The sequence below is a fragment of the Nocardioides sp. genome (assembly GCF_025965415.1).
Classification (GTDB): Bacteria; Actinomycetota; Actinomycetes; order Propionibacteriales; family Nocardioidaceae; genus Nocardioides.
Genome location: NZ_JAOPWY010000153.1, coordinates 15,533 through 33,675 on the forward strand (window position 1 = coordinate 15,533; position 18,143 = coordinate 33,675).

Below are 18,143 nucleotides of genomic sequence, written 5' to 3' on the forward strand. Positions count from 1 at the left end.
GGGCGCGAACCCCGAGGAGCCCGTTGATGAGCCTGCTGTCCCGACCCACCCGTCGTTACGACTACATCGCCGACGGTGCCGCGATCTACGACGAGTCCTTCGCGACCATCCGCCGCGAGGCCAGCTTCGACCACCTGCCGGCCGACGCCGAGCGCGTCGCCGTCCGGATGGTCCACGGCACTGGCCAGACCGACCTGGTCGACGACCTGGTCATCCACCCGCGCCTCGTCGGCGCCGCCCGCGAGGCGCTCACCGTCGGCGCGCCGATCATCACCGACGCCCACATGGTCGCCAGCGGCGTCACCCGCAAGCGCCTCCCGAGGGACAACGAGGTGCTGTGCGCGTTGCACGACCGGCGCACGCCCGACCTCGCGCAGCTGATGGGCACCACCCGCTCGGCCGCAGCGTTCTCGCTCCTCGAGGAGCGGCTCGAGGGCTCGGTCGTCGCGATCGGCAACGCTCCCACCGCGCTCTTCCACCTCCTCGAGATGCTCCTCGACGGAGCGCCGCGGCCGGCCGCCATCGTCGGCGTACCCGTCGGCTTCATCGGGGCCGCCGAGTCCAAGCAGGCACTCGAGGCGTTCGGGCTCGACATCCCGTTCCTCACCGTCCGCGGCCGCCGCGGCGGGTCCGCGATGGCCGCCTCCGCCCTCAACGCGCTGGCCCAGGAGCGGGAGTGACCGGCCGGCTGCACGGCCGGCTCTATGGGGTGGGCCTCGGCCCTGGCGACCCCGAGCTGATCACCCGCAAGGCCGCCCGGCTCATCGAGTCGGCCGACGTCATCGCCTTCCACGCCGGCGTCGGCAAGCAGTCCAACGCCCGCACGATCGCCGCCTCGCTGATCCCGCCGACAGCGATCGAGGAGGAGCTCCGCTACCCCGTCACGACCGGGGAGACCGCGCACCCGGGTGGGTACGCCGGTGCGATGGCCGAGTTCTACGAGTCGTGCGCCGACCGGCTGGCTGCTCATCTCGTCGAGGGCCGCACCGTCGTCGTGCTGGCCGAGGGCGACCCGTTGTTCTACGGCTCGTTCATGTACCTCCACGACCGCCTCTCCCCGCGCTTCGAGACAGAGGTCGTCCCGGGCGTACCGGCCTTCGCTGCCGCCACCGCCGTCCTCGCCTCGCCGCTCGTGCGCCAGACCGACGTCCTCACCGTGCTCCCCGGCACCCTCGGAGTCCCCGAGCTCGCCCGCCGCCTCGCCGACACCGACGGCGCGATCATCATGAAGCTCGGCCGCCGCTTCCCCGGCGTCGTCGACGCCCTCCGCCAGGCCGGCCGCCTCGAGCACGCGCTGTACGTCGAACGCGCCTCGATGCCCGCCGAGCGCTGGATGCCAGTGGTCGACGTCGACCCGGCGTCCGTCCCCTACTTCAGCCTGATCGTCGTCCCCGGCGACAGCGTGGCCCAAGACCCCTCCGGAAGAAGGCAGCCGCTGGTTGAGCAGCCAGGAACGCACACGCCGCTGGTTGAGCAGCGAGGAACGAGCGTGTCGAAACCAAGGCCCCTGGTCGTCCTCGGCCTGGGCCCCGGCCCCGATCGCTGGCTCACCCCCGAAGCAACCGCGGCCCTGGCAGACGTCGACCACATCGTCGGCTACGCCCCGTACGTCAACCGCGTCCCCCAACGCGATGGCCTCACCCGCCACGCGTCGGGCAACACCGTCGAGGTCGACCGCGCCCGCCACGCGTTGGGCCTCGCCCGAGAGGGACACAAGGTCGCCGTCGTGTCCGGCGGTGACGCGGGAGTCTTCGGGATGGCGAGCGCCGTGTTCGAGGCCGCCGCCGACTTCCCCGACGTACCCATCGAGGTCCTGCCCGGCGTCAGCGCCGTCCAGGCTGTCGCCGCCAAGGCGGGCGCCCCGATCGGCGCGGACTTCGCCGTCGTGTCGCTGAGCGACCGGCTCAAGCCGTGGCCGGTGATCGAGAAGCGCCTGCACGCGATCGCCGAGGCCGACCTGGTGCTCGCGGTCTACAACCCCGCCTCGCGCAGCCGCACCACCCAGGTCGCCGACCTCCAGAAGCTGTTCCTCGAGCACCGCGGCCCCGACACCGTTGTCGTGGTCGGTCGCGACGTCGGCCGCGCCGAGGAGTCGCTGACCGTGACCACCCTCGCCGAGCTCGAGGCCGAGACGATCGACATGAAGTGCCTGCTGATCGTCGGCGCCTCGTCGACGCGCGTGACCGCGGCCGGGCAGGTCTGGACGCCCCGCTTCGTGGGCGAGCGGTGACCGTCCACTTCGTCGGCGCCGGCCCGGGCGCGGCCGACCTGCTGACGTTGCGAGCGGCGTCACTGCTCGCGGCCGCGGACGTCGTGCTCTACCCGGGCACGTACCTCGACGCCGAGATCCTCTCCCACTGCACCGACGCCCGCCAGGTCGACACCCAGCGCCTCGACCTCGACCAGATCACGTCGGTCATGGTGTCCGCGTCGGCCGAGGGACTCGAAGTCGTCCGCCTCACCTCCGGCGACCCGTCGCTCTACTCCGCCCTCGCCGAGCAGACCGCCCGCCTCGACACCGCAGGCGTCGCGTGGGACGTGTGCCCGGGAGTCCCGGCGTACGCCGCTGCTGCTGCCTCCGTCGGTCGCGAGCTCACCGTCCCGCTCGTGACGCAGTCGGTGGTGCTGACCCGCACCCAGGCCCGCTCGACCGCCATGCCGTCGACGGAGTCGCTGGCCGCCTTCGCTGCCACGCGCGCCACGCTCGTCCTGCACCTCGCGATCACGAAGACCCGCGAGCTCGCCGGGTCGTTGGTCGAGGAGTACGGCGCCGGCTGCCCCGCCGTCGTGGTCCACCGCGCCTCCCAGCCCGACGAACTGATCCTCCGCGGCACGCTCGCCGACATCGCCGACCAGGTCGAGGAAGCCGGCCTCAAGCAGGCCGCCGTCATCCTCGTCGGATGGGCGTTGGCGCGGGAGGGCGCCGAGTCCTGGCTCTACCAGCCCGACCGCCCCCGACCGTCAGTGGAGCCCTGAGCCGGACCTACCGGCTCAAGGCTCCACTGTTGGACGTACGTCAGACCTGCTGGCCCAGCGCGAACTGGATGTTGCCGTCCTCGTCCACGCCGCCGTCCAGCACCATGCCGTCGAGGGCATCAGCGGCGACGGGGTCGAGCCAGACGGTGGCGCCGTCCTGCTCGATGGTCTGGTCTCCGTCGACCGCGTGGTCGGCGGGACTGACGGACAGCGACTGCCCGTCGGCCTCGTCGCGATGCGGACGCCGGACACCTCCGGCACTTCCTCCGCGAGCTTGTTGACGGTCTCGGTCACGTTCTCGGTGAGAGCAAGAATGGGCTCTCCGTCCGAATGGACTGTGTGTCGCCTTCACCATTCCTCGGATCCGCCATAGGTATAAGAACTGACCGCCGCACGTGCGCCTGAACCGAACCGGTCAGGCGCCATCCTCGGTCAGGGTCGTGACGGGCAGCCAGTCGGCACCGAGGAGCTGGGCGAGGTCGGCGAGGCCGGTGGTGTCGCCGCCGACGGTGTCGGACGCGGCGGCGATCCGCTCCACCATCACCTTGCCCACCTGCTCCTCGACGGTGCCTTCGGCATACGCGATGTGCCACGGTGACACCTGGTGGTCGCGATGGGTGCGGCCGGTCACCTGCCGTCCGGCGATGCCGGAGAAGCGGGCCTGGTGGAAGACACCGACCCGCGGCTCCGTGCTCGCACGACGACCGTCTGCGAGGGTCTCGCCGGCGTGCAGGCTGATCGACGCGACCGTGGTGAAGACGCACACCTTCGCCTCTCCGGTCTGGAACCGGAGCCGCTCGGCTTCCAGGTCGAACCGGTCGCGGCCGTAGATCGTGGCGACCTCGATGCCGGAGTCCCGCAACCGGTTGGCAATGGGATCCGCGGCGGTCGCGACGAACTCCACCGAGCACGCCACCTGTCGCTCGGCCTCGACCTGCTGGGCGATCCAGGCGACCGTCGAGTCGACGCGGATGAGCCCGGCCTTCTGCCGGAAGCGCAGCAGCGCGGCTCGACCCTTGGCGACGTTGCGGCCGCGCCGGGCGATGTCCATCTCACGACAGAACTCTCCCCACTCGGCCTCGTACGCCGTCCGCTCCGCCGGCGAGAGCGCCACCGGCATGCCCGAGATCGGCACCGGCCCCCACGGCGCCGCGCGGTGCAGCATCGCGGGGGGCCGCTCCTCGTCCAGCCAGCCGCGCACGAGCTTGAGGTCCGCAGCCCGCCGTGCCGGATCGGTGGTCCACATCGCGCCGTACCGTCCCCGTTCCACCCCGACGCCGTGGCGTTCGAGCGCGGTGGCGAACACGTCGCCGGGTTGCGTCGCCGAGGTCCACTCCCGCATCGACTCGCCCAGCACCTGCGCATAGGCCGGGGCGAGGTAGGGAAGCTCGAGCGGCGTGTGCCCGGGCGTCGCGGTGGTCGCGATGACGAACGGCGCCGTGTCGTGCGGCTTCCCGTGCCCCGAGATCCGCGCCCACAGCTTCCACCGCTTCGTCGTCGTACGCCGCAGGGCGTGGGCCTCGTCCGCGATGATCACGTCCCAGGCGTGGTCCTTGACCTTCTCCAGCCGGTCCCACGTGATCACGACCCACTCCAGGCCGCCGTCCCCCAGCGCCGCGATCGTGCGGCACCAGTGGCCGATGGTGATCGCGGCGGGCCGGTCCGCCACGACCAGCACCCGTCGCGCACCTCGCAGGTCGCCCACCGCAGTCGCGCCGAGGACCGCGGAGATCGTCTTGCCCACGCCGGGCTCGTCGGCGAGCAGGAAGAGCCGACCGCCCGCCTCAGCCCGCGCCGCGATCGCATCGGCCGCCTCGAACTGGATCCTCCGCGGCTCGAGCGCGTCGGTTGGCTCGGGGTTGGGCGTCGGATCGCCAGGGTTGAGGGTGTTCTCGATGAACCGACCGAGCGTGTAGGGCCCCGGGGAGTACGGCGCGAGGTGCGCGGGCATGGCTCGCCCGACGTACAGGTGGGTCTTGACGGCAGGGTGCCATGAAGCGCCGTCCACCTGTGTCCCGTACGGCACGTCGAGCACCCACAGACGCTCCCCGGGCCCGGCGGTGGGCAACGGCCGCTGCTGCTGTCGCCCGCCGCTCCGACGCGGTGACGCGCTGCGTCGACGAGCACTGGATCGTCGGGAGCTGGCCACCTCCGGACGTTATCGAGGTCTTGCTGACGAACTCGGCTGCCTCGCCCACCCGCGAATCGCCGTGAAGTTCGGGGATGCCCGAAAGCACCCCGCGGGGGTGTGCGGACGACGACACTGTCCGCGACATCGCAACCGCACCGACCCGGAGGCACCATGGCCGACCTCTCCCCCGCCGACCAGGCACTCATCGACCACTATCTCGAGTCCGGCGAGGACGGGCCCGGCGAAGGGTCCTGGATCGTCGCCGCGCCGATGACCGTCGAGGAGGCCCAGGCGCGGCTGCTCGGACCCAGTCCCCGGCGAGCGACCGACGCCGATCAGGAGGGCATGGAGAACGCGGAGCTGTCGGCGTACGCCTTTCTTCAGGTCGGCGACGGCGTCGTGGCCTACGAGGACACCGGGTTCGCAGACCCGCCGAAGAGGCTGCTCGCCGCACTCTCGGCGGGTGGGGCCGTCAGCGCGGTCGCGACGGACAACATCGAGGCGATGACGCGCTTCGGTTACGCCCGTGACGGCGAGATCGTGTTCGACGCCTTCGAGCTCGCGTTCGTGGACAGCCTCAACGAGGTCCCTGCGGAGGTGCGCGACCTCGCCGCGCTCGCGTGGGAGGGCGACGACGACGATGCAGAGACCAACGACTGGTTCGCCGTCGCGATGGCGATGTGCGAGAAGGTCACCGGCATCCGCGCGACCGCGGCGGTCCGGGACGTCGAGGACTGGTACGTCGTGCCCCTGCCCTGGGGGGCCGCGGAGGACGACTGACCGAAACGGCTCATTGGCCCAGCGAAATCGGCGCCTCCACAACGCCACCCTTCGTGCGCCGGGCTGAAGATGCTCTCGCCGTCGGGGGCCGAGCTTCACGCCGACCAAGGGAAGCTGAAGCTGAATCACCGCCGGGCCACGAGGTGCAGCGGCGACTGCGCGCAACTTGTTAGCGGGGGCTGACATCCCACCGGCTTGGGTCTCAAGCGGCGGGGTGCCCTAGGTTAAAGGCCTACCGCGCAGACTTCGTCAACGCCCACTGCGTCACCGACCGTGATGGCGTCCAGCCGGTGAAGGTACCGATAGGCGCGGTGTTCTCCACGCTGATGCGGGTGAGCTCGCCGCCGTGGTCGGCGTACGCCTTCGCAAGCAACACCTCGGTCTCGAGGGTGACCCCGTGGACCACGAGGCGGCCGCCCGGCTTGAGGGCAGCACGGCAGGCGTCGAGAACCCCCTCCCGGGTGGCGCCGCCGCCGATGAAGATCGCGTCCGGAGCGTCGAGATCAGTCAGCGCCGAGGGGGCGCGGCCCTCGAAGACCTGGAGGTCAGGAACTCCCAGGGTGTGAGCGTTCCGGGCAGTCCGCGCGGCCCGCGAAGAATCGGACTCGATGGCGATCGTGCGGCAGGTGGGATGAGACCGCATCCACTCGATGCCGACAGAGCCGGCGCCGGCGCCGACGTCCCAGAGGAGCTGGCCAGGTGCGGGCATCAGCCGAGCGAGGGCGGCGGCGCGGAGGTCGCGCTTGGTGAGCTGGCCGTCGTGCTCGTAGGCGTCGTCGGGGAGGCCGGGGGCCCAGGAGGCGAGGCCGTTCCCAGAAACCTCGACGGCGATGACGTTCAGAGCCGGCGACGAGTCGGACCACGACGAGGCAACCCCTGAGACCGAGGACTCCGACGACGAGCCAAGGTCACCGAGGACGGTCAGACGCGACGAGCCCCAGCCCGACGAGGTCAGGAGGGACGCGACCTCAGCGGGCGTCGACGCATCTGAAGACAGCACCAGGATCCGCCGACCCGGCGCGCACTCGCGCAGCACGCGCGAGACCGAACGCCCAACGACGGTGACCACGGCGCACGACTCGGCCGACCACCCCATCCGAGCTCGGGCCAGCGCGACCGACGACACCGCCGGCACCACCCGCACTGGGGCGCCGTACTCCAGCAACGTCGTCGCGATCCCGGAGACCAAGGGATCGCCGGAGGCCAGGGCAACCACCGAGCGCCCGGCGTACTCCGAAAGAAGACCAGGGAGTCCGGACGACAAGGGCGACGGCCACGGCACCCGTTCCTGACCGGAGACGGCAGGCACGAGCGAGAGATGCCGAGCCCCACCCCACAGCACCGACGCACCCAGCACCAGGTCGCGCGAAGCAGGCGACAAGCCAGAGAAGCCGTCCGCCCCGATCCCGACGACCACGATCTCCGTGGGCACACCAGTGGACGACATGGCCGCAGACGCTATCGTGACGCGCACAAGGCGAGAGGTGCCCCATTCGGGGAGAATCTGGGAAGCCGGTGAGAATCCGGCACAGGGCCCGCTGCGGTGACCGAGGCACGACCTCGGAAGTCCGAAGACCGGCCTCCCGCCGCCCATGAAGATGGCAACGAGAGCGGGAGCCCCCATGCCACTGCAGTACCCCCTGTCCGCCGTCGTCCCCTCCAAGCCGGACACAGGCGATGACATGTCGCTCGCCCTGACCCTCACCACGATCTCACCCGAGGTCGGCGGCGTACTCGTGCGCGGCGAGAAGGGCACGGCGAAGTCCACGACCGTCCGCGCCCTCGCCTCCGTGCTGCCGCCGATCGAGGTGGTCGCCGGCGACCGGTTCGCAAGCCGGCCCGGCGACACCTCGCCCGACGGCCCGGGACCCGACCACCGATGGCCGCTCGACGCCGAGACCGAGACCCGGCCCGTACGCCTCGTCGAGCTGCCCGTCGGCGCCACCGAGGACCGCGTGCTCGGCTCGTTGCACCTCTCCAAGGTCCTGGCCGACGGCGTGGCTGAATACGAGCCCGGCCTCCTCGCCCGCGCCCACCGCGGCATCCTCTACGTCGACGAGGTCAACCTCCTCCACGACCACCTCGTCGACCTGCTGCTCGACGCCGCCGCGATGGGCCGCTCGACCGTCGAGCGCGACGGCGTCTCGGTCGCCCACGCCGCCCGCTTCGTGCTCGTCGGCACCATGAACCCCGAGGAGGGTGAGCTCCGCCCCCAGCTCCTCGACCGCTTCGGCCTCACCGTCGAGATCGCCGCGCCACGCGACCCGCGGCTGCGCGCCGAGGTCGTCCGCCGCCGGCTCGCCTTCGACGCCGATCCCGCCGCCTTCGTCGAGTCGTACGCCGACGCCGAACGCGCGCTGACCGACCGGATCGCCGCCGCCCGCAAGCTGCTCCCCGAGGTCGAGCTCACCGACGCCGTGCTCACCAAGGTCGCCGAGGTCTGCGCCGCCTTCGAGGTCGACGGGATGCGCGCCGACATCGTCACCACGCGTACGGCGATCGCGCACGCCGCGTGGCACGGCCGGACCCACATCACGAGGGCCGACATCCGCCAGGCCGCGCTCCTCGCGCTGCCCCACCGGCGGCGGCGGAACCCGTTCGACGCACCCGGGCTCGACGAGGACCTGCTCGACCGGGTCCTCGGGGACGGGGAGCCGGATCCCGAGCCGCCTGCTCCGCCGGAGCCGGAGGGCGACTCGGACGGCGATGGCGGGGCTGACGGTCAGGATGATCATGGTTTCGACACGGGCCCGGGGGGCCCTGCTCAACCAACGGATCACGCGGGGGGCCCTGCTCAACCAACGGATCACGCGGGGGGCCCTGCTCAACCCACGGATCACGCGGACCAGACCGATAGACCGACGGAGCAAGGCCAGGGACCGACGTCGGTCATCGGTGCCGCGGATCCCTACAAGGTCCGCCGGTTCGAGGTCACCGGCACCGGAGCGGGAGAGTCCGGCAAGCGCAGCCGCGCGCTGACGTCCAACGGAAGGCGCGCCGGCACCGACCCCACCGGCCAGGGCGGGCTCCACCTCGTCGAGACGATCCGCGCCGCCGCGCCCCACCAGCAGGCACGAGGACGGAGCACAGGACGGATCAGGTTCGAGACCACCGACCTCCGCACCGCCAGGCGAGAGGGCCGCGAGGCCAACCTCGTGCTCTTCTGCGTCGACGCGTCCGGCTCGATGGCCGCGCGCAAGCGGATGGAGCAGGTCAAGACCGCCATCCTCAGCCTGCTGCTCGACGCCTACCAGCGTCGCGACAAGGTCGGCCTGGTCACCTTCCGCGCCGACTCGGCCGAGGTCGCGCTGCCGCCGACCCACTCGGTCGACATCGCCGCCAAGCGCCTCGCCGACCTGCCGGCGGGCGGGCGTACCCCCCTTGCCGAGGGCCTGCTCACCGCGGCCGAGGTGCTGCGGGTCGAGAAGGTTCGCGACCCGCGGCGACGCCCGCTGCTCATCGTGATCACCGACGGCCGCGCCACCCACGGCCAGGACGCAGTCGCACGAAGCCGCCAGGCAGCGAGCTGGATCGCCGAGCAGCACACGACTGCGGTCGTCGTCGACTGCGAACAGGGGCCGATGCGGTTGGGCCTCGCCGGCCAGCTGGCGACGGCGATGCAGGCGAGCCACCTGCCGCTCGCCGACGTCAGTGCCCGAGCCCTCACCGGTGTGGCGCGCGTCGCATGAGCACCGACCTCTACGACGTCATCGCCCGCCGCCGCGACGTGCGAGCGGAGTTCAGCGGCGGAGCCGTCGACTGCGACGTCCTCCGCCGAGGCCTGCAGGCCGCGCACAGCGCACCCAGCGTCGGCCACTCCCAGCCGTGGGACTTCGTCCTCGTCGCCGACGCGGAGAAGCGAGCCACGTTCGCCGAGCACGGCGGGCAGCACGTGCTCGGCCGCCACGCGATCGCCGACACCGGCCTCTACTCCACCTGCCCCGCCAGCCAGAACCTCTGGCTCGCCGCCACCGCCGCGGGCCTCGGCGTCGGATGGGTGTCGTTCTACCGCGAGGAGTTCCTCGCCGACCTCGTCGGCCTGCCCGACGGCGTACGCCCGGTGGCATGGCTGTGCCTGGGTCCCGTCGAAGAGCTCCAGGAGGTGCCCGACCTGGTCCGGCACGGCTGGCGCAAGGGGCGCTCGCTCGACGACGCCGTCCACCTCGAGAGCTGGAGCGCCTGATGCCCCAAGGAGTGCCGACCACCGTCCCCGACGACGGCCTGACCACGCGCCAGCGTCGTAACCGCCCGCTCATCGTCGTCCACACCGGCGACGGCAAGGGCAAGTCGACCGCCGCCTTCGGCCTCGCGCTGCGCGGCTGGAACCAGGGCTTCGACATCGGGGTCTTCCAGTTCGTGAAGTCCGCCAAGTGGCGCATCGGCGAGCAGACCGTCCTCGAACGACTCGGCGCGCTGCACGAGGAGACGGGCGAGGGCGGGCCGGTGGCCTGGCACAAGATGGGCGCCGGCTGGTCGTGGTCGCGCAAGGGCGGCACCGAGGACGACCACGCCGAGGCCGCCGCCGAGGGCTGGCAGGAGATCAAGCGGGCGCTGGCCGAGGAGCGACACGACCTCTACGTCCTCGACGAGTTCACCTACCCGATGAAGTGGGGCTGGGTCGACGTCGACGACGTGGTCTCCGCGCTCACGAGCAGGACCGGTCGCCAGCACGTCGTCATCACCGGCCGCCACGCCGACCCGCGCCTCGTCGAGGCCGCCGACCTCGTCACCGAGATGGTCAAGGTCAAGCACCCGATGGACGTCGGGCAGAAGGGCCAGCGAGGCATCGAATGGTGAGCCTCCCCCGGCTCATGGTCGCCGCGCCCGCGTCCGGCCACGGCAAGACCACCGTGGCCACCGGGCTGATGGCCGCGCTCGCCCGCGCCGGCCACACCGTCAGCGGCCACAAGGTCGGCCCCGACTACATCGACCCCGGCTACCACGCGCTCGCCACCGGCCGCCCCGGCCGCAACCTCGACCCGCACCTCGTCGGCGAGGAGCGGCTCGTCCCGCTCCTCCTGCACGGCGCCGCCGGCGCGGACCTCGCCGTCATCGAGGGCGTGATGGGGTTGTACGACGGCCAGATCGGTGGCGACGGGTTCGCATCGACGGCCCACGTCGCCGCTGTCACGCGCACCCCCGTCGTGCTCGTCGTCGACATCTCGTCGGCCTCCCGCACCATCGCCGCCACCGTCCACGGGCTCTGCACCTGGTCGCAGCCGCCGGTCGACGTGGTCGGCGTGATCCTCAACAAGGCCGGCTCGTCGCGGCACGCGGACGAGGTCGTCCGCTCCATCGGCGACCGACTGCCGGTGCTCGGGATCCTCCAGCGCGACGACGGGATCGAGGCGCCGTCGCGGCACCTCGGGCTCGTGCCCGCCGCCGAACGGGCCGACGCGGCGGCGGCGCTGGACCGGCTGGCGAGCCAGATCGCCGAGAACGTCGACCTGGAACGGGTCGTACGCCTGGCGAGCGCGGCACCCGACCTGCATGAGCGGCCGTGGGATCCGGCCGAGGCTCTCGGTTTCGACACGGGTGTCGACACGCTGGTTCCCCGCCGCTCAACCCACGTCGCTTCGCTCGCTGCTCGACCACCGATGGACGGGACTGCTCGGCCGGCGAGGCGGGCCAGGATCGCGGTCGCCGGCGGCCGGGCGTTCACCTTCCGCTACGCCGAGACCGTCGAGCTGCTGCGCGCGGCCGGCGCGGAGGTCGTCGAGCTCGACCCGCTGACGGACCTCCGGCTGCCCGAGGGCACGACCGGGCTCTACCTCGGCGGCGGCTTCCCGGAGATGCACGCCGCCGAGCTCGGTGCCAACGAGCGCCTCCGGCGCGAGATCCGTACGTCGATCGCACGGGGGCTGCCGACCGTGGCCGAGTGCGCCGGCCTGCTCTACCTCTGCGAGTCGGTGCAGGGCCCGGACGGGCCGGCGCTCCCGATGGTCGGCGCCATCGACGCGACCGCCGCCATGGCGCCGCGGCTCACGCTGTCCTATCGCACCGCCACCTCGCCCACCGACAACCTGCTGGCCCGAGCCGGCGAGCAGGTCACCGGGCACGAGTTCCACCGCACCCACCTCACCCGCACCCACCAGGGCGATCCCGCCTGGCTGATGCCCGACCCGGCGGGCATCGCGACGACGACACTCCACGCGTCCTACCTCCACACCCACTGGGCGGGCCACCCGCAGCTCGCCCGGCGCTTCGTCGACGCCGCCCGACACCACCGCGGCCCGGACCTGCGGCACCACGGCGACAAGGACGCCGGCCCCGGGCTGGTCGACCTCGCCGTCAACGTCTTCGACGGGCCGCGGCCGGTCTGGCTCGACCGCGCCCTCACCGAGAGCGTCACAGCCAGCGTCACCTACCCCGACCCCCGCGAGGCCGAGGCCGCCGTGGCGCGCAGGCACGGACGGGCCGCCGACGACGTCCTTGCCACCGCCGGCGCCGCCGAGGCCTTCACCCTCGTCGCGCGCCTCGGGCCGTGGCGGCACCCGGTCGTCGTACACCCCCAGTTCACCGAGCCCGAGGTCGCGCTCCGCGCCGCCGGCCACGCGCCCGGCCAGGTCGTGCTCACCCACGAGCACGGCTTCCGGCTCGATCCCGACGACGTGCCCGACGACGCCGACCTGGTGATCATCGGCAACCCGACCAACCCCACCGGCGTACGCCATCGCGCGCGGACCATCAAGGACCTCACGAGGGAGCGCCGACTGGTCGTCGTCGACGAGGCGTTCCTCGACGACGACGCCGAGAGCCTCGCAGGCGAGCGGATCGACGGGCTGGTCGTGCTCCGCAGCCTCACGAAGATCTGGTCGATCCCCGGCATCCGGGCGGGGTACGTCCTCGCCGAGCCCCACGTCGTCCAGGGGCTGCGGGACCTCCAGACCCCGTGGTCGGTCTCCGCGCCAGCGATCGCCGCGCTCATCGCGACGAGCAGCGACCGGGCCATCGACGAGGCACGAGCGCGGGCGGACGAGCTCGAGAAGCGACGCCGGCACCTCGAGGAGGGGTTGGCGGCGATAGAGATCGAGACCGTCCCCAGCACCGCGCCGTACGTCCTGGCCCGCACCGGCGAGGGCAGCCGGGAAGCCCTGCGCCGCCTGGGCTTCGCCGTCCGGAGGGCCGACACGTTCCCCGGCCTGGACAACGAGTGGGTCCGGATCAGCGCCCGCCGGACGGCCGTCACCGACGACCTCCTGAGTGCGCTACGCTCCGTCCACCCAGTCCTGAGGAAGCCGGTGGGAATCCGGCACAGTGGCGCTACTGTGACATCGCTCCAAGGCAACACGGAGCGGTGAAGTCAGACCCGACGGACTGGAAGTCACTCCCCATCAACCCGGGACGCTTTCATCCCGAAGGAGGAATCATGGCTGCCGCCATCTCCAGCCCCGTCGAGGGCTCCGTCTCACCGTCCGACCTCGCCATCCCCGCCCGGGAGCTCGCTCCCTGGCTGGTCCTCGCGGCGCTGTTCGCCATGTCCGTGCTGGTGCTGATCAGCTCGGTCCAGGGCGCGATCACGATCCCCGAGGGCACCGCGATCCACGAGTGGGTCCACGACGGCCGGCACCTGCTCGGCTTCCCCTGCCACTGACGACCCGGGATGAGCACCCGCACCTTCCTGGTCCACGGTCTGCTCGCAGGTCTCCTCGCCGGTGTCGCCGCGTTCGTCGTGGCGTTCACCGTCGGTGAGCCGCAGATCGACAAGGCCATCGCGCTCGAGGAGGCCGCCGGCGCCCCGGCTTCCGACGGGCACGACCACGAGCACGCCGGCTCTGCTGGCGAGGCAGAGGCCGGCCACTCCCACGGTGAGGAGGCCACCGTCTCCCGGTCGACCCAGTCGACCCTCGGCCTGGCCACCGGCACCCTCGCCATCGGCATCGTCCTCGGCGGCTTCACCGGCCTCCTGGCCGCAGTCGGCCTCGGCCGGCTCGGCGGCCTGCGCCCGGCCGCCAGCACCGCGCTGGTCGTGCTGCTGGGCGCCGTCGCGTTCAGCATCGTGCCGTTCTTGAAGTACCCCGCCACGCCACCCGCGGTCGGTTCCGGTGAGACCATCGACAGCCGCACCGCGCTCTACTTCGGGTTCGTCGCGGTCTCCCTGGTCGCCGTCGTCGCTGCGCTGGCGATCGCCCGTCGGGCGGCCCGCCAGTGGGGTGGGGTGCCGGGCGTCGTCGCCGGCGCCACGACGTACGTCGTCGTGGTGGTTGTCGCCGCGCTCGCCTTCCCGAAGGTCGACGAGCTCGGCGGCTTCCCGGCCAGCATCCTCTGGGACTTCAGGATCTCGTCGCTGCTGACGCTGCTCGCGATGTGGGCGGTCATCGGTGCCGTCCTGACGGTCCTCGTGGACCGGACCTGGCGGCGGCACAGCGAGCTGCAGGCGAAGCGCGAGCTCGCCGCTGCTCTCTGACCGCGCATGTCGGCCGGGGTGAGCCGGGCGCTGGGCCTCGTGCTCGGCCACCTCGCCGACCGTCGCTTCGGGGACCCGCGTCGTGGGCACCCGGTGGCGATCTTCGGCGGCGCCGCTGCCGCCCTCGAGAGGCGCACGTACGCCGACTCGCGGGCGCGCGGCGCCGTCCACCTGGCCGTCCTGGCCGGGACAGTGGCGGGGGGCGCTCTCGGCCTGGAGCGACGCACGCGCGAGCACCCGGTCGCCCACACCCTCGTCACCGCCGCCGCCACGTGGACCGTCCTCGGCGGCACGTCCCTCGGCCGCGAGGCCACCGCCGTCCATGACCTCCTGGCGGCCGACGACCTGCCGGGCGCGCGGCAGCGCCTCACCCACCTGGTCGGCCGCGACACCTCCGCCCTCGACGAGGGCGAGATCAGCCGGGCCGCGGTCGAGTCGGTCGCCGAGAACACCTCGGACGCCGTCGTCGCCCCCCTCGTCTGGGGTGCCGTGCTCGGCGTCCCCGGGCTGCTCGGCTACCGCGCGGCGAACACCCTCGACGCGATGGTCGGCCACCGCGGCGACCGCTACGGCCGCTTCGGCTGGGCGTCTGCGCGTTTCGACGACCTGCTCAACCTCCCCGGCGCCCGGCTCAGCGGTCTCCTCGCCGCGGCCCTCGCGCCGGTCGTCGGCGGCCGACCAGTGGCCGCACTGGCGGCGTGGGCCCGCGACGCCCGACGCCACCCCAGCCCCAATGCGGGGGTCGTCGAGGCCGCCTTCGCCGGCGCGCTCGGCGTGCGCCTCGGTGGGCGCAACCACTACGCCCACGGGGTCGAGGACCGCGTCGTCCTCGGCGACGGGTCACCGCCGACGCGCGCGGACATCGACCGGGCCGCCCGGCTGGCCGACGCCGTCGGCGCGGGCGCCGTCGTGGTGGCTGCGCTCGTCGCCCTCAGGCGAACGGGTCGGGCAGCGCCCCGGGCAGACCGGCCAGCACCTCGCGCGCCTGGGCGGCGTGCTTGTTCTCGACGAGCACCTCGTACTGCGTCGCCACCACCTGGGTGACGGAGGAGAAGTCGCGCTGGCCGCGGGTGAAGGCGTAGCCGATGAGCGCCCAGACGAGGCCGAACGTCGCGCCCATGAACGCGGTGCTCAGCAGCACCTGCCAGAGGTCGGAGGTGGTGAAGAGCGCGAAGATCAGCCCGATGAAGATGCCGAACCACAGGCCGGACAGGAGCCCGCCGGCGGCGATCTTGGACCAGGTCAGGCGACCCGTGACGCGCTCGATGCGCTTGAGGTTGGTGCCGACGATCATCAGCTGCTCGACCGGGAACCCCGCGTCGGCGAGGAAGTCCACGCTCTTCTGCGCCTTGGCGTAGTCGTCGTAGACCGCGAGCGACTGCGGGAACTGGAGCTTCAGCGGCGAGGCGGGGTTGATGCCCGGGATCGACATGTCACCACCCTACGACCCACCGGGCTGCCGACTCCGCGTCCTCGACGGTCTCCACACCGTCCACCGCCGCGCGACGGCGTACGACGACCACGGGCACGCCGAGCTGGCCGGCGGCCCGCAGCTTCGGCCGGGTGTAGCTGCCACCGGAGTCCTTGGAGACGAGGACGTCGATGCCGTGCTCACCGAGGAGCTCGAGCTCACCTGCCAGGTCGTAGGGGCCGCGGTCCATCAGCACCAGCCACGGTGCCGGCAGGTTGATCTCCGGAGGGTCGACCACGCGCACGACCGCACGGTGCCCGACCAGTGGCCCGACGAACTCACCCAGCGGTTGCCGCCCGACCGTCAGCAGCGGGCGCCTGCCCAGCGACGCCGCGAGCGCGGCGGCCGCGGCGTGGTCGTCGACCCAGTGCCACTCCTCGGCCCCCTCCTCGGCGGACCAGCCCGGCCGGGCCAGCCGCAGCAGCGGCACCCCGGACGCCGTGCAGGCCGCGACGGCGTTGGCGGAGATCCCCTCCGCGAAGGGATGGGTCGCGTCGACCACCGCCGTCACGCCGTGCGCGGAGAGCCAGTCCCGCAGGCCCGGCACCCCGCCGAACCCGCCCATCCGCACCTCGCCCACCGGAAGCCGCGGGCGCTCGACCCGGCCGGCGAGCGACGACACGACGTGCACGCCCGCCCGGTCGAGCAGCACCGCCAGCTCCCGCGCCTCGCCCGTGCCGCCGAGCAGCAGCACCGTCATCGCGAGGCCCCCGGCTCCACCGCCGGCAACCCGGCGGGCGCACCGGAGGTGGCCAGGTCGAGGAGCGCGTCGAGGTCGAGGTGCTCCTCGGCCAGGTCGCCGAGGAGGTCCAGCCGTCGCTCCCGCAGCTCGCCGAAGCTCGCGTCGCCCGGCGCGTACGCCGCCCCTGCCGCCGCGGACACCTCGGCGAGCAGCGCGCGCCGGAGCTCGTCGCCCTCGAGGCTGCCGTGCCACATGGTCCCGAACACCGCGTCCGCGCGCGCACCGCCGAGAAACTCCTCGCCACCGTGGCGGGTGATCCGGCCGTGGTGGATCTCGTAGCCGTGGGCGGGCGCGCCCAGCGCGGACCCCACCGGGAGCCGCAGCACCTTCTCCTCCTCGAACGTGGTGGTGATGTCCAGCAGTCCGAGTCCGGCCTCGTCCGCGCCGGCCACACCCTCCACCCCGGACGGGTCGAGGATCCGTCGACCGAGCATCTGGAAGCCGCCGCAGATCCCGAGCACGGGCTTCCCCGCTGACGCGTGGTCGAGGATCGCCCGGTCGAGGCCGCGGGCGCGCAGCCAGGCCAGGTCCGCCAGGGTCGCGCGGGTGCCCGGCAGCACCACCAGGTCGGCCCCAGCCAGCGCTCGTACGTCGGAGGCGAACACCACGTCGACGCCCGGCTCGATCCCGAGCGCGTCGACGTCGGTGAAGTTGGAGATCCGCGGCAGCCGGACGACCGCCACCCGCAGCCGCGCCTCGTCGTCGTGGGCGCGACGGCCGGCGAGGTCGAGGGCGTCCTCGGAGTCGAGCCAGAGGTCCGGGTGCCACGGCAGCACTCCGTACACCTCCCGCCCCGTCAGGGCCCCGATCTCCTCGAGCCCCGGCCGCAGCAGGTCGAGGTCGCCGCGGAACTTGTTGATCACGAAGCCGCAGACCAGCGCCTGGTCGGCGGCCGACAGCAGTGCGACGGTCCCGAAGAGCGCCGCGAAGACGCCGCCGCGGTCGATGTCGCCGACGACGACCGTCGGGATCCGGCCGTGCTGGGCGAGCCCCATGTTGACGTAGTCGCCCGCGCGCAGGTTGATCTCCGCCGGGCTGCCCGCGCCCTCGACGACGACGAGGTCGTGCCGCGAGGCGAGGTCGTCGAACGCGTCGTACGCCGCGTCGCGCAGGTGGATGCGCCCGCCGACGAAGTCCTTCGAGTCGATCGTGCCGCCAGGTCGGCCCATCACCACGACGTGGCTGCGCCGGTCGCCGCCGGGCTTGAGGAGCACCGGGTTCATCGCGGCCTCGGGCTCGACCCCGGCCGCGACCGCCTGGATCCACTGCGCCCGGCCGATCTCGGCGCCGTCGCTGCAGACCATCGAGTTGTTGGACATGTTCTGCGCCTTGAAGGGCGCGACCTTCACGCCCCGGCGGGCGTACGCCCGGCACAGCGCGGTGGTGACGATGGTCTTGCCGGCGTCCGACGTCGTCCCCGCGACCAGCAGCGCACTCACGCGCGCCAGCCTAGAGAAGCCCTTCGTCGTCCGTGTGGCTGGTCCGCGGCTGCGTACAGCTCGTCGCCCGGGTTCGAGCTCACACCTGTCACCGAGCCCTACCGACTTCCGATGATTCTTTACCTGCCAGGTGTTTCATTCCCGGGACAGCCGGGCAGACTCGGTGTATGGGCAAACTGATCTTCGACAACCGCGCG

17 protein-coding genes and 1 riboswitch are annotated in these 18,143 nt (G+C 72.7%); of the genes, 11 read left to right on the plus strand and 6 right to left on the minus strand.

Annotation, left to right across the window (positions count from 1 at the left end; translation table 11 throughout):
• Window positions 1–26 precede the first annotated feature (26 nt).
• The 3 genes from JWN97_RS15710 to JWN97_RS15720 are packed head-to-tail and all read left to right on the plus strand — an operon-like array spanning window position 27 to window position 2,976.
• The gene (locus JWN97_RS15710; RefSeq protein WP_297624578.1) at window positions 27–680 is read left to right on the plus strand and encodes a precorrin-8X methylmutase; all 654 of its coding nucleotides are present in this window, start codon (window positions 27–29) and stop codon (window positions 678–680) included.
• Complete coding sequence (locus tag JWN97_RS15715) at window positions 677–2,230, plus strand: precorrin-2 C(20)-methyltransferase (protein ID WP_297624581.1); 1,554 nt, start codon at window positions 677–679, stop codon at window positions 2,228–2,230. Before JWN97_RS15710 ends, JWN97_RS15715 begins: the two co-directional genes overlap by 4 nt.
• Window positions 2,227–2,976 (plus strand): SAM-dependent methyltransferase, encoded by a 750-nt coding sequence (locus JWN97_RS15720; RefSeq protein WP_297624584.1) that lies wholly within the window; start codon window positions 2,227–2,229, stop codon window positions 2,974–2,976. Before JWN97_RS15715 ends, JWN97_RS15720 begins: the two co-directional genes overlap by 4 nt.
• Before the next feature lie 40 nt (window positions 2,977–3,016).
• Here JWN97_RS15720 and JWN97_RS15725 read toward each other — a convergent pair whose 3' ends face one another.
• On the minus strand, window positions 3,017–3,331 hold the full coding sequence (locus JWN97_RS15725) for a Fe-S cluster assembly protein HesB (RefSeq protein WP_297624587.1): 315 nt from the start codon (window positions 3,329–3,331) through the stop codon (window positions 3,017–3,019).
• Between the two features lie 60 nt (window positions 3,332–3,391).
• Window positions 3,392–4,927 carry a helicase gene (locus tag JWN97_RS15730; protein WP_297624590.1) on the minus strand — a complete coding sequence of 512 codons (1,536 nt, stop codon included), beginning with the start codon at window positions 4,925–4,927 and terminating at the stop codon, window positions 3,392–3,394.
• A gap of 351 nt (window positions 4,928–5,278) precedes the next feature.
• On the opposite strand from JWN97_RS15730, the gene JWN97_RS15735 reads away from it, so the two are divergent.
• The gene (locus JWN97_RS15735) at window positions 5,279–5,887 is read left to right on the plus strand and encodes a DUF6461 domain-containing protein (RefSeq protein ID WP_297624593.1); all 609 of its coding nucleotides are present in this window, start codon (window positions 5,279–5,281) and stop codon (window positions 5,885–5,887) included.
• A 232-nt stretch (window positions 5,888–6,119) separates the two neighbouring features.
• Here the strand turns inward: JWN97_RS15735 and cbiE are convergent, their stop codons facing one another.
• The gene (gene cbiE, locus JWN97_RS15740) at window positions 6,120–7,334 is read right to left on the minus strand and encodes a precorrin-6y C5,15-methyltransferase (decarboxylating) subunit CbiE (protein ID WP_297624595.1); all 1,215 of its coding nucleotides are present in this window, start codon (window positions 7,332–7,334) and stop codon (window positions 6,120–6,122) included.
• Between the two features lie 18 nt (window positions 7,335–7,352).
• Window positions 7,353–7,486, plus strand: a riboswitch (cobalamin riboswitch).
• Window positions 7,487–7,509: 23 nt separating this feature from the next.
• On the opposite strand from cbiE, the gene JWN97_RS15745 reads away from it, so the two are divergent.
• The 7 genes from JWN97_RS15745 (at window position 7,510) to JWN97_RS15775 (ending at window position 15,338) form a co-directional block, all read left to right on the plus strand.
• Window positions 7,510–9,576, plus strand: a complete 2,067-nt coding sequence (locus tag JWN97_RS15745) for a magnesium chelatase subunit D family protein (protein WP_297624598.1) — start codon at window positions 7,510–7,512, stop codon at window positions 9,574–9,576.
• Window positions 9,573–10,070 carry a nitroreductase family protein gene (locus tag JWN97_RS15750; protein WP_297624602.1) on the plus strand — a complete coding sequence of 166 codons (498 nt, stop codon included), beginning with the start codon at window positions 9,573–9,575 and terminating at the stop codon, window positions 10,068–10,070. Before JWN97_RS15745 ends, JWN97_RS15750 begins: the two co-directional genes overlap by 4 nt.
• Window positions 10,070–10,684: a cob(I)yrinic acid a,c-diamide adenosyltransferase gene (cobO, locus tag JWN97_RS15755; RefSeq protein ID WP_297624605.1), complete on the plus strand. Its 615-nt coding sequence runs from the start codon at window positions 10,070–10,072 to the stop codon at window positions 10,682–10,684. The genes JWN97_RS15750 and cobO overlap by 1 nt, the downstream gene beginning before the upstream one ends.
• The gene (locus JWN97_RS15760; protein WP_297624608.1) at window positions 10,678–13,188 is read left to right on the plus strand and encodes a cobyrinate a,c-diamide synthase; all 2,511 of its coding nucleotides are present in this window, start codon (window positions 10,678–10,680) and stop codon (window positions 13,186–13,188) included. The genes cobO and JWN97_RS15760 overlap by 7 nt, the downstream gene beginning before the upstream one ends.
• 68 nt (window positions 13,189–13,256) lie before the next feature.
• Complete coding sequence (locus JWN97_RS15765) at window positions 13,257–13,481, plus strand: CbtB-domain containing protein (protein WP_297624612.1); 225 nt, start codon at window positions 13,257–13,259, stop codon at window positions 13,479–13,481.
• A 9-nt stretch (window positions 13,482–13,490) separates the two neighbouring features.
• Window positions 13,491–14,294, plus strand: coding sequence for a CbtA family protein (locus JWN97_RS15770; RefSeq protein WP_297624615.1), 804 nt, complete (start codon window positions 13,491–13,493; stop codon window positions 14,292–14,294).
• A 6-nt stretch (window positions 14,295–14,300) separates the two neighbouring features.
• Window positions 14,301–15,338: a cobalamin biosynthesis protein gene (locus JWN97_RS15775; protein WP_297624618.1), complete on the plus strand. Its 1,038-nt coding sequence runs from the start codon at window positions 14,301–14,303 to the stop codon at window positions 15,336–15,338.
• On the opposite strand, the gene JWN97_RS15780 is transcribed toward JWN97_RS15775, so the two are convergent.
• Genes JWN97_RS15780 through JWN97_RS15790 form a run of 3 tightly spaced genes read right to left on the minus strand, consistent with a single transcriptional unit; the run spans window position 15,226 to window position 17,946 of the window.
• The gene (locus tag JWN97_RS15780; protein WP_297624621.1) at window positions 15,226–15,726 is read right to left on the minus strand and encodes a general stress protein; all 501 of its coding nucleotides are present in this window, start codon (window positions 15,724–15,726) and stop codon (window positions 15,226–15,228) included. The two genes, JWN97_RS15775 and JWN97_RS15780, sit on opposite strands and share 113 nt — an antisense overlap.
• A 1-nt stretch (window position 15,727) precedes the next feature.
• Window positions 15,728–16,465 carry a cobalt-precorrin-6A reductase gene (locus JWN97_RS15785; protein WP_297624623.1) on the minus strand — a complete coding sequence of 246 codons (738 nt, stop codon included), beginning with the start codon at window positions 16,463–16,465 and terminating at the stop codon, window positions 15,728–15,730.
• Window positions 16,462–17,946 (minus strand): cobyric acid synthase, encoded by a 1,485-nt coding sequence (locus JWN97_RS15790; RefSeq protein ID WP_297624626.1) that lies wholly within the window; start codon window positions 17,944–17,946, stop codon window positions 16,462–16,464. Before JWN97_RS15790 ends, JWN97_RS15785 begins: the two co-directional genes overlap by 4 nt.
• Between the last annotated feature and the right edge of the window lie 197 nt (window positions 17,947–18,143).